General features: G+C 69.2%; 7 protein-coding genes and 1 pseudogene. 3 read left to right on the top strand and 5 right to left on the bottom strand.

Going from position 1 to position 11,541, the window contains the following annotated elements:
• Nucleotides 1-2,445 (top strand): TonB-dependent receptor domain-containing protein (locus Q8Q88_RS11295; protein ID WP_305675286.1); only part of this gene is annotated, 2,445 nt, incomplete at its 5' end.
• A gap of 24 nt (nucleotides 2,446-2,469) precedes the next feature.
• Entirely contained in the window at nucleotides 2,470-4,908 is a 2,439-nt protein-coding gene (locus Q8Q88_RS11290; protein ID WP_305675285.1) for a prolyl oligopeptidase family serine peptidase, read from the top strand.
• On the opposite strand, the gene Q8Q88_RS11285 is transcribed toward Q8Q88_RS11290, so the two are convergent.
• The 3 genes from Q8Q88_RS11285 to Q8Q88_RS11275 form a co-directional block, all read right to left on the bottom strand.
• On the bottom strand, nucleotides 4,902-6,695 hold the full coding sequence (locus tag Q8Q88_RS11285; protein WP_305675284.1) for an asparagine synthase-related protein: 1,794 nt from the start codon (nucleotides 6,693-6,695) through the stop codon (nucleotides 4,902-4,904). The two genes, Q8Q88_RS11290 and Q8Q88_RS11285, sit on opposite strands and share 7 nt — an antisense overlap.
• 9 nt (nucleotides 6,696-6,704) lie before the next feature.
• Nucleotides 6,705-7,373, bottom strand: coding sequence for a lasso peptide biosynthesis B2 protein (locus Q8Q88_RS11280; protein ID WP_305675283.1), 669 nt, complete (start codon nucleotides 7,371-7,373; stop codon nucleotides 6,705-6,707).
• 269 nt (nucleotides 7,374-7,642) lie between these two features.
• Entirely contained in the window at nucleotides 7,643-8,275 is a 633-nt protein-coding gene (locus Q8Q88_RS11275) for a GntR family transcriptional regulator (protein WP_305675282.1), read from the bottom strand.
• A gap of 369 nt (nucleotides 8,276-8,644) precedes the next feature.
• Here Q8Q88_RS11275 and Q8Q88_RS11270 point away from each other — a divergent pair, with 369 nt between their 5' ends.
• Complete coding sequence (locus tag Q8Q88_RS11270) at nucleotides 8,645-9,154, top strand: helix-turn-helix domain-containing protein (RefSeq protein ID WP_371129848.1); 510 nt, start codon at nucleotides 8,645-8,647, stop codon at nucleotides 9,152-9,154.
• Between the two features lie 125 nt (nucleotides 9,155-9,279).
• Here Q8Q88_RS11270 and Q8Q88_RS11265 read toward each other — a convergent pair whose 3' ends face one another.
• Nucleotides 9,280-10,944, bottom strand: coding sequence for a relaxase/mobilization nuclease domain-containing protein (locus Q8Q88_RS11265; protein WP_371129847.1), 1,665 nt, complete (start codon nucleotides 10,942-10,944; stop codon nucleotides 9,280-9,282).
• Nucleotides 10,945-11,269: 325 nt separating this feature from the next.
• A pseudogene (locus Q8Q88_RS11260) lies at nucleotides 11,270-11,541 on the bottom strand (hypothetical protein); the annotation flags it as partial.

Raw genomic sequence — 11,541 nt, 5'->3', positions numbered from 1 at the left:
GACACCTTCCTGGTCGGCTCCGATCGTCTCGGAACCAACGCCGTCGCCTCGACCGGCGTCAACCTGCGTGGCCTGGGGACCTCCGCCACCCTCGTCCTCGTCGATGGCCGCCGCATGGCCGGAACCGGCCTCAAGGGCGACTTCGCCGACGTCTCGGCCATTCCGACGGCGGCCGTCGAGCGTGTGGAGGTTCTCCTCGACGGCGCCTCGGCCCTCTATGGCTCCGACGCGGTGGGCGGGGTGGTGAACATCATCCTGCGGCGCGACTTCGAGGGCGCCGAGACGCGAGCCCGGTTCGGCCTGGCGTCGGGCGGCGTGGCCCAGGAACGCCAGGTCGGCCAGACGATCGGCAAGACCTGGTCCAGCGGGCACGCGCTCCTGTCGTATGAGTATTATCACCGGGACGCCTTGGCGGGCGGCGAGCGGGGCTTCACCGCCAACGCCGATCTGCGGTCGCGGGGCGGAACCGACCGCAGACAGTTCTACAGCCACCCCGGCAATGTGATGCGGCTGGATGCGGCGACCTCGGCCTATGTCCCGACATGGGCGATCCCGACCGGCCAGACCGGAACGGGGCTGACGCCCGCGAGCTTCCTGGCGGGTGAGGTCAATCTCGAAAACCAGCGCGACCAGGCCGACATCCTGCCGGAGCAGGAACGCAACAGCATCTATGTGAACTTCGGCCAGGCGCTGGGCGAGCGCATCGAACTGACGGCGGACGCCCGCTACAGCCGGCGGAAATTCGCCTATGCGCTGCCGGGGTCCGTCGCCCTCATCACCGTCAACCGCAACAACCCCTTCTTCGTCTCGCCCAATGGCGCGACGTCCAACCAGATCGCCTATTCCTTCACTGACGAGCTGGGACCGCTGCGTTCGACCGGCAGTTCCGAGAGCCTAGGAACCTCGGCGGGCCTCACCGCCGATCTCGGCAAGAGCTGGCGCGCCGAGGCCTATGGCGCCTATGCCGAGGAGACGGGCCGGCGCTCCAGCACCCATCGGCTCAATACGCGCTTCCTGCAGGAGGCGTTGGGGACCATCGCCGACGACCCGGCGACCAGCTTCAGCGCGGCGCGCGACGGCTACTTCAACCCCTACGGCGATGGGGCCGCCAATTCCCGCGCCGTGCTCGACTTCGTCGGCAGCGGCTATGTGGCGTCGCGCAATCACAGCCAGGTCGCCTCGGCCAACGCCAAGGCGGACGGCGTCGTCCTGACCCTGCCCGGCGGGGACATGAAGGCGGCTGTCGGCGTCCAGGTTCGCCGTGAACGCTTCGAAACCAGCAGCGTGGGCCTGACCTCAAGGTCTTCTCCGCTCATGCAGACCTCGGGGCCTTATGAGCGCACTGTCAGCGCGGCCTTTCTCGAGCTTCGCGTTCCGATCGTCGGTCCGGACAACGCGGTTCCAGGGATCGAACGTCTCGAAGCGTCGATCGCCGGCCGCATCGAGCGCTACGACGATGTCGGGACGACCCGTAATCCGAAGGTCGGCCTCATCTGGTCGCCCACCGCCGGGGTGACGGTCCGCACCAGCTACGGAACCTCGTTCCGCGCCCCCGCCCTGTCGGAGGTCTATGAAGTTCAGGACGCGGGGCCGGGCTTCCTGCCCCAGGGCGGGGCGCAGAAGCTGGTCCTCCTCCAGGTCGGCGGCAATCTGGACCTGGAGCCGGAATCGGCCAGGTCGTGGACGGCCGGCGTGGAGATCGCGCCGAAGTCGATCCCCGGCCTGCGGCTCAGCGCCGGCGGGTTCGACATCAAGTTCACCGACCAGATCGCCCAGCCGGTCAGCGACGACATCTACAACGTCCTCGGCAACCCGATCTATGCGCCGTTCGTCCACGCGGTCGACCCGAACAATCCCACCGATCTGGCGCGCGTGACGGCGCTGCTGGCGCAATCGACCTCGTCGAGCGCCGGCCTGTTTCCGGCGAACGCCTATACGGCGATCGTGGACGTCCGCTTCGTCAACACCGGCGGCTTCCACGTCCGCGGCGTCGACCTGGCCGCGTCCTATGGCTTCGACGTGGGCGCCGATCGTTTCGATCTGGCGGCCAACGCGACCTATCTGATCGACTACAAGCGCCAGGTCACCCCGGACGGGCCGTGGACCCAGTTCGTGGACATGGCGGGGCAGCCCGTCGATCTACGCGCCCAGGGCTCGGCGAGTTGGACCCGCGGCTCCTTCGGCGCGACGCTCGGCGTCAACTATGTCGACGACTACCACGACAGCGCCGGCCGCCGGGTGGGCTCGTGGACCACGGCGGACCTGCAACTGCGCTGGCGGCCGACGGCGGGACCGGCGCGGGGCCTGCTGCTGGCGCTCTCGGTGCAGAACCTGATCGATCGCGCGCCGCCGTTCTACGACGCCCCGCAGGGGGTCGGTTACGACCCGGCCAACGCCGATCCGATCGGTCGGTTCGCCTCGCTGCAACTGACGAAACGCTGGTGACCTGACGGTCCAGGCAGACCTCGGATGCGCACCCGTTCCAGACGCCGGCTGCCGCAGATCGCGGCCTTGTGCCTGGCCCTGTCATGCGGGCCGGCCGCCGCCCGGCCGCTCTCGCTTGACGATCTCCTGAAACTGGAGGATCTCGGCCAGGCGGCGATCGCGCCGGGGGGCCGGTGGCTGGTGGCCGAAACGCTCGCGGCCCATGACACCGCGCCGAGCTTCGATTTCGACGGCTATCGGCAGCCGGCTCTGGGCCGGCTGCAGATTGTCGACCTCGATCACCCGGACCTGGCGCAGCCTCTGATCATACCGGAGGCCGGCGCGGGCTATGTCGCCGGCCCCTTCTCACCGCGGGGGCGATCCATGGTCGTCTATCGGTTCCGCGACCGGGCCTGGGACACCGGCGTGGTCGATCTCGTCACCCGCCAGGTCCGTTGGCTCGGCCTTCCCACCGAACAGGCCCTCTATGGGCGAACCGTCCAGTGGCGCTCCGAGACCGAGCTCGTCCTGATCGCCCTTCCGACCGGCACGGTCCCGCTTCACCTGCGCACTGGCTGGCAGGCGACGGCGCGCCTTCCGGACCTTTGGCGGCAAGCGGCCGAGGGGCGCGTGGCGGCCGTCACCCTGGCTGGCAGCGGCCGGTTCCTCGACCATCGCCGGCCTGCCGCGCCGCGCCGGCTGCTCAAGGTCGATCTTCGCAGCGGGGCGGTTCGGACCCTGGCCGAGGGCGGTTTCTTCGATCTCGAGCTGTCGTCGACCGGCCGCTATGTCGCCGCCGTTGCGGAGGCCGAGCCGCTGCAGCCCAAGGCGGACGAGGCGGTCCGGGTGGGTACGCCGGCGCATCGGCGCGCCCTCACCATCGTCGATCTCGCGACGGGCGCCATCCGCACGCCCTGCGAGACTTGCGACGTGCTCACCCATCTGCTGGCCTGGTCGCCAGCCGGCGACGCCCTGCTCGTGTTCGCGCGCGACCGCGGCCAGGCTTGGTCGGCGGGTCGGCTCCTCACGATCGAAGCCGCGACCAGCCGGATTTCGTCCGTGGGCCGAGGCGTCGTGCAGCCGGACATTGCCTACACGGCCGAAGGCATCGCCATCGTCCGAGCCGATTGGCTGGGCGCCCAGCCGGTCGTTTATGGGCGGCGCTCCGGGTCGAAGGGACGCGCCGACTGGTTCCGACTCGGCGGCGCGAGCGCGACCAATCTCACCGAGCGCCTGCCGGAAGCGCCGCCGACCCTCTCGGCCATCGACACGAACGCGCTTCTGCTGGTCGCCGACGGCGCGGCCTGGCAGGTCAACCCCACGGGAGGCGCACGGCGACTGACCAACGGCCGCGGTCGGCGAGCGCAGACGTTTGGAGCCCTGGGTCTCGGCGAACGGTTCGTCGTCAACGCACCGCCGCGCCGCGGCTGGCTGCTGACCTCGGCGCCGGACGCTGTCGAGCGCGTCGCAGCGGACACAACGCCGGCCTCGTTCCGCATCGCCGATGGCGCGGCGGCGGTCGCGCTTGGGGATGACCGCCTGGTGGTCCGCACGCGCGATGGCCACGGCGTGCAGCAGCTTGTTCTGATGCGATCCGGATCGCCGCTCCCAGTGCTCACCGTCAATGCGGCGCTCGCCGAGGTCGACGGCGCCGAGATCCGAGAGCTCGACCATATCGGGCCCAACGGACAGGCCCTCAAGAGTTGGCTCTATCTGCCGCCGAACCGCCCACCAGGATCGCGGCCGCCGCTCGTCGTCCTGCCCTATCCCGGCTCGATCCATCTGCGCCCGCCCCTGCGCTATGCGGCCGGCGTTCCCAGCTTCACGCCCAACGCCCAGCTCCTCGCGGCCCACGGCTACGCCGTGCTGGTCCCGAGCCTGCCGCGCGACCGCGCCGCCGGCGAGCCGGCCGCGGACCTGGCCGACCAGATCCTCAAGATCGTCGACGTGGCGACCGATCGGGGCCTGGTCGATCGCGACCGGCTGGCGCTCTGGGGCCATAGCTTCGGCGGCTACGCCGCGCTTGTCACCGCGACCCAGACCACGCGGTTCAGGGCGATCATCGCCCAGGCCGCCAAGGCGGACCTGATCAGCGGCTGGGGCTCGGTCCCGCCCTTCTATCGGATGGCGTCCGAGGAGGGGTATCCGACCACGCTGCACATGGGGTGGGCCGAAAGCGGCCAGGCCAGCCTCGGCTCCCCGCCGTGGCGCGATCCCGATCGCTACGTCCGCAACAGCCCCGTGCTGGCCGCCGACCGGATCAGGACACCTGTGTTCCTGATCTATGGCGACCAGGATTTCGTGACCCTCGCCCAGGGCGAGGAGATGTTCGCGGCGCTCTATCGGCAGGACAAGGACGCGGTCCTGATGACCCTCTGGGGCGAGGGCCACATACCCTCGAGCCCCGCCAACATCCGCGCCCTCTACGCCGAGGTGTTCGACTGGTTGGATCGGACCCTGAACGCGCCGGCCGCCGGTCAATGACGGTGGGATGCGAGATCGCCGATGCGCCTCGCCCAGTGTCGCAGCCAGATTTCCACGGCGAGCAATCGCAAAAGATCAGGATAGCCGCCGCGCCAGATCAGGTGCGTCTCGGTCAGCATCTCTCCCAGCGCATCACGGTCGATAAGCCCCGCCTGCGCCAGGCGGCCCTCCAGAAGATAGGGCCGCAGGACGTCGAGGCTTCGCCCCAGCATGCGCCCGTAATAGGCTGTCAGGTCGCCCTTCGACCGCCGCTGGGTGACAAGGTCCGGCAGGCGATCGGCGAAGGCCTCGCGGGCGAGCGCCCGGCCATGACCGCCGCGTGTGAGGTCGATCGCGGGAATGGCCAGACAGAGCTCGACGATCGGCTGAGAGAGCAGGGGGTGGATGAGCTCGGCCTGCCGGGCGCGCTGGCAGTCGCCGAAGAACCCCTGGGCATTGGCCAGGCCCCGGATCTGCAGCCGCTTGGCGGGCGAGACGCCCCTCAGATCCTCAAGCCACGGATGAAGGGCGACGCCGGTGGCGAGGGCGACACCTTGCGGCGTCATGAAGGCCGGAGATGGCCGCCTCCGCCGGTGGCCCACCCCCACGGAGGCGAGGCTCGCCGCCCACAAGACCGACCAGACCGACCGCCGGGTCCAGCGCGCGACGTCTTCGATGGCCTCCCGTCGGCCGGCGCGGCGGCGCCAGACATCGGCCGCGACCAGCGGCGTCGGCGCCTGGAAGAAGATCATGTCGCCGCCCTGCCCGGTGAGGATGGATCGCACCCCCAAGGCGGCGCACCGGTCGGCGATGTCGGTGTCATAGTGCCGGTCCAGGCCATTGAGGCTCGGCCGGACGCCGACGACCTGGTCGTCCAGCGCCTCGCGGGTCAAGGCCAGCTCCGGCTTGGCGATCTCCGTGAGCGGTACTGCCAGGCGATCGGCGAGGGCCCGCGCATAGCGGCGCTCGTCGCCCTGAGGGTCCGCCACGTGGAAGTTCATCCACTGGACGACCGCCGCGTCGGGCGTCCGCGCCAGGGCCGAGGCCACGATCGAGGAATCGAGGCCGCCGGAGACCTCAGCCAACAGGGGCGCGCCGGACGCGGCATAGGCGGCCACACACGCATCCACCGTCCGCGCCAGGAGGGTCTTGGCCTCGGCGTAACAGGGCGCGGTCGCGCGGACGAAGGCGGCCGGCCGCCAGATCGCCAGCGCCGCGCGTCCGGCGACCGGCCCGTGCAGGGTCCCCGGAAGGACCGCGGCGACGCCATCCAGTCCCAGACGCGCCCCGAGGGTGGCGGGGTCGGCCAGGAAGGCGGCGATGGCGCGCCAGTTCAGGTCAAGGTGCGGCGGCAAAGCCGACAGCAGCCAGTCGGGCAGGGACGACGCCGCGATCGTGATCCCGTCGGCTTGCCAAGTCAGGCAATCCAACGCGCCGGACGGGTCTCGGAACACCGCGATCCCGCCAGCGGGATCGGGCTGGACCACCACGTAGCGGCCCCAATACGCGGCCGAAAAATGCGCGCAGCGGGCTTCAGCGCCGAGCAGCCGCCAGGCGCCGCTGGGTAGAATATCCGGCGCTGTTTGGCCGGTCGGACGCTCGAAGAGATCGCCGAGAATGCGGGCGCTGTCATCGACGAAACGGCGGATCGGGAGGGGCCTCGCGGCCTCCACGAGGATGCAGAAGCCTTCCCGCTGTTCGGCCGGCCGCCAGTCGCGGCGCATGACCCGATCCTCAAGGAGTTGGTCGACGCGCGCCTGCGCGGCTTCACGTTCGGGCGGCCAGGACAGAGCGATGTAGTTGGCCACGGCCGGGTCTCAGACCGCGAGGATCGGCGTGAACGGCGCCACGCGTTCGGCGGCGTCATCAAGGGCCGTTCCGCCGGCCTGGAGCCAGCAGTGCGCCTGGAACGGCCAGGTGCGGACGCCGAAGACCCAACGTGCGTCGTGGCCGGCCGAACGCAGGAACCGCAGGAGCATGAAGGATCGAAAGAGGCATTCGCCCTGAAACGGCGTCCAAGGCAGGAGGCGCGCGAAGGTGGCCACTCGCGCCGTTAGCGCCGTGGATGGAGGCCGATCCGCCGCGCCCGTATCAAGCCTGCCCCGCGCGGCTTCGCCGATGAGGTGAGAAAAGCGCCTGCCGTAGTAGTGGCGCAGCATCCCCGCGAAGGCCCCCGCCATGTCCGCCATCGCACGGCGCTCGATCGCGGCGACGGGCAGAGCCTGTAGATCGGCGCACGGCCGATCCGGAAGGCGCCGGGTTCTCTGAGGCTGGGCGGGCGGCGACGACAGAAAGCCGGCGGCGGCGAACTGCTCGGCCAGATCGACGTCTTCGAAAGCCACCTCATCTCCGTCCAGCTGGCGGATCGACCCGACCGCGCCGGGCAAGCAGAAATAGGCGTTGTCCTCGACATCCAGGACCACGAGGTCTGGGCCGACGAAAGCGAGATGGGTTCGAGGCGCCAGGCGCCGCACGATGGTCTGCATGCCGTTCCATCCGATGAGCGGCGCCGGGCGGACCCCGCCCGGCGCCTCACGACGTCGGACTTCAGCCTTCTTCGCGGTGGAAGGTCGCGATCTCCAGGCCCACGCCATCGTCGCCCTTGGTCAGGCGCTTGGCGCCGCCGAGCCGGATGAGACCGAACTTGCGCATCTTGGGCATCATAGTCTCCATGCTTTGAGAAAACACCGCTGGGTTGCGGCGGGATCAGCAGCTCACGGAGATTCGTATATTGAAACTATATTGAGCGGATAGTTCACTGGAATACGTGTCGGGCGCGCATGGCGTCGACAATGCTTCCAGCCTCTTCGCGCCTTCGGCCATGAAAGCCGCGCAGGGCGTCGCGCAGACCGGTCCGATCCGCCGCGTCGAACAATGCGGCGAGGTTGGCGACTTCATCGGCCATGCCCTCGATCACCTCGGCCTCGACGCGGCGCGCCGGACCCAGGCGGTCGGATATCGCCCGATAGGCGCCCATCAGGGCCCGGTTGCCGCCCTCCGCAATCACGCGGTCGAACAGGTGCTCCGAAAACGCGGCCAAGCCCTGAGCTCGGCCGAGGCCCGCCAGCATGGCGTCCATGGCCTCCCGCGCCAGTTCCCGCGGCGAGCCGCCGACAGCCTTGCGCGCCAATGCGATGTCCAGGGCGCCCTTCAGGTGCAACAGATTCAGGGCGTAGAGTTCAACGAGGTCGGCCACGTCGAACCGCCAGGCGAAATAGCCCCGGCCCCGGCGATCCTCGATCAGCCCTTCCCCAGCCAAGCGCGCCAGCGCTTCGCGAATGGGCGTCGCGCTGAGCCCCATGCCACGCGCCAGATCGACGATGGGGAGCGGCTCGCCCAGCACGTAGTCGCCATCCCGCAACTGCCCGCGCAGCTTTCCCAGCGCCATGCGGAACGGATCTTGGCTGTTGAGTGAAGGCGTGCTCGGCAAGAAAGCGCTCCACTATTGGCAAGCGGTCGCGCCGCTATGCTCCACCTGTTCCTCGTCGCACAGATACACAGTTCAAACAAAAGTTGCAATTGATAGTTGTCGAACAATATATTCGCGTCTCTGCGCAAACTATTTGCGTCACCGCGCAAGATTTTTGCGTCTCTTTTCCTAATTCAGAATTTCCTTATACATTACATATCTTCCTCTTCACTGCCGAGAACCGTGGGGACGCGGGCCGCCGTGGCATCCGGCCTGAAACGTTGATCGGCCTCTTGAACCGCGACAGTTTGGCGACACGTATGGGTAGAGATCGGGCGTGTGGGTGGTATGTCTTCCAGTGATCCGGAAAGCCGCAGGCGAAGCCAACTCCTATCGCTCGCTCTGCGCGCGGTGCGACAAACTCGGTCGATGACGACACGTCAGATCGCCGCCGCCATGGGCCTCCCGCCGCGCTCGTACCTGCACTTCGAGGCAGGCGGCGGACGGCTGAGCGTGGATCTGGTCTTTCGGTTCGCGCAGGCGACCGACAGCGACCCCTACGCGATCCTGGCCGCCGTGTTCCTCGGCATGCCGGAGCTGGCGGCGTACTGCGCCAACAACAAGATGATGATCGCCATGGCGATCGCCTTGCAGGAGTTCACCACCGAACAGGGGCCGGAAATCCAGCGGCTGGAAACGACGACGCTGGTCGCGGCCTTCTCGAACCTGTTCCAGGGGCTGGCCACCGAAATTCGCAGCCAGGCGGATTGGGCCGAGAAGTTCCTGCATCAGAAGTCACCGAATGTCGGCGTGCCGACCAAGCGGAAGCCGCCTGACAAGGCCGAAGACGACGACTGAGATCATCCGGTTGGCCGATCTTGGGCAGGGTTACGCTCCTGTGCTGGGAGAATCCGCCCAGGCGGCCGATGGTGGCCATGCTCCTGGCCGATCTGACGCGGGAGCCCAACCTTTCCCTGCCCCGCTCAAAGCCCTAAGCCCCGGCGGCGGCCGAGGCTCCAGTCGATGCCGCCACCGGGCGTCATCGACCCCGAGACATGACGCCCCAGATGGGCCTCGAGCGCCGGCCGCCAGGGCACGAGCTGGAAGCCCAATCCGTCGTCGATCATCGCGAAGCGGCCCGAGGCCAGGTCCAGGCGCCGACGATAGGTTCCCGCTACGAATTCACCCGGCGCAGACGGGCGGTGCGCAAGGCCGGTGTCGTCGGCGAGGTTGGTGGTGACGGCGGCGAGTTCACGGGTCCGCAGGGCGCTCAGGAGATCGCGAGCGAAGACCACCTGCCCACCCTGACGCCGCGCCAGCCCCTGGTCGATCAGATGCTCGGTGCGACGCTGGAGGGCGTCGCGAACATCGGCCCCGAATCCCCCACCCGTCTCGACGGGATCGCGGGCGACGAGCTGGCGATCCAGCCAGGTGGCGCCGGGCGCCTGGACCTGCGCCTCCACCGGCAGGTCGGATCGCACGGCGAGCGCCTGGCGCGTACGGCCCTGGATGTCCTCCCAGGACCGAAGCTCCACGATCGCGCCGGGCTTTGCATCGCCGGTCATCTCAAGATCGCCGAAGCGCAGATGGTGACTGCGGCCGTCGACGCCCTCGATCACGGCGTAGGCGCTGCCGGCCAGCTCGTCATGCAGGCCGCGCTCGACCAGCCGGCCCAGGACCGGATCGCGCACATCCTCATCGTGCACCGCGAACCCGGCCGGATCGGCCGTCCGCCCCGCCTGCCCCATCGCCCGATGCAGGGTCTTGAAGATGTCGCCACGGATCGACAGCTCACGCAGGGTTTCCTCCAACCCGGGCTTGAGGCTCCAGCGCGCCACGCCGGTTGGATCGGCCAGCCCCAGGCGCTCGAGGGTCATGGCGCGACCGACCATCAGGCGGCGCAGTTCGGGATCGGGGGCGGGCATGTGCGGCCGCAGATCGACCAGGCCGCCGCCCGCATCGGCCGCGGCCTGCAGCGCGCGGTCGAGGCCCGTCCACCGCTCGGCCGCGACATCGCGTTGAAGCGCCGCTTCGATCTCTCGCTCGCTGCGCGGACCCAGCTCGATGGTGACGCGCTCCTCGGCGCGGGCCCGCAAGCCCCGGCTGATGTAGTCGCGGCCGATCACCAGGTCCTCATCGCCGTCGGCCCGGCCGCGGACCAGGACATGGACGTGGGGATTGTCGGTGTTCCAATGATCCACCGCCACCCAGTCGAGCCTTGTGCCGAGGTCCCGCTCGGCGTCCTCCATCAGCTCGCGGGTGAAGGCGCGCAGGTCGGCCATGTCGCCGGCGTCCTCGGGCGAGACGATGAACCGGAAATGGTGGCGGTCGCCCTCGCACCGCTCGGCGAACGCGGCGACGTCGGCTTGCTCGGCGCCGATGTCGAACATGTGCGCCCGCTGTCCGTCGCGGCTGACGCCTTCGCGTTCGAGGTAGCCGATGTGGCGGGCCAGGGGCGCGGCGCGGAACCGTGACCCGGCATGGCGCACGATCCTGGCCTTGACCACCACGCGCCGCGCCCTCGCCCGCAAGCCCCGGCCCAGGGCCGCCCCGCGTCCCCGCCCGAAGCGCGAACCGCCGCCGGTGCGTTTGGGCGGACCCACGCCCCGGCCGCCGGCCTTCATCGTCGCGCGCTTGACCTGGCCCACGAAGCTCTCGACGCGACGCCCCCCGTCACGTCCCCGTCCCGGCCGAATCCGAAAGTCATCATCGGAGTCGTTCACCGGATGATGCTCGCGAGCCGATGGCGCGGCGACGGCGCTAGAATCATTGAAAGATTTGATGAATTGCCCGGGAACGCCAGCAGGCCATTTGAGGCGATGGCGCTGAAATCCCAATCCCGCCAACCCCCAGAGCACCTGCCGACGGCGGTGCTTTTATCTCGCAATCGGGCCTTCGTTTTCGATGCTCCCGACACAATCCCACGCCGGAGTTCGCCGGAACCCGAAGACGCGCACCGCCAGGCCATCACGGTCATGGCGCTGTCGCTTGATGAGAAAGGCGGACGAAAATGCCTGCGGAGTCGACGGCCGGGACGGAGCGATGGGCGTCGGATCGGACGGAGGAAGGACGGTCCGATTGCAGATCGGCGACATCTCGACCGCTGTCGGCGGCGGCGATCGAGACGTCCGGAAACAGCGCCGATCGCGTCCAGGCGGTGAGGTCGAGGCGTTGGGGAATGACACCCCGGCCGCGCATCGGGCCCACCACCGGCGTGAGCTTGGCGAGGTAGGCGCGGGTCTCGG

It is taken from the genome of Phenylobacterium sp. (assembly GCF_030697925.1).
Classification (GTDB): Bacteria; Pseudomonadota; Alphaproteobacteria; order Caulobacterales; family Caulobacteraceae; genus Phenylobacterium.
Note: the sequence above shows the minus strand (reverse complement) of the source record. Positions and strands in the feature narration are given on the sequence as shown.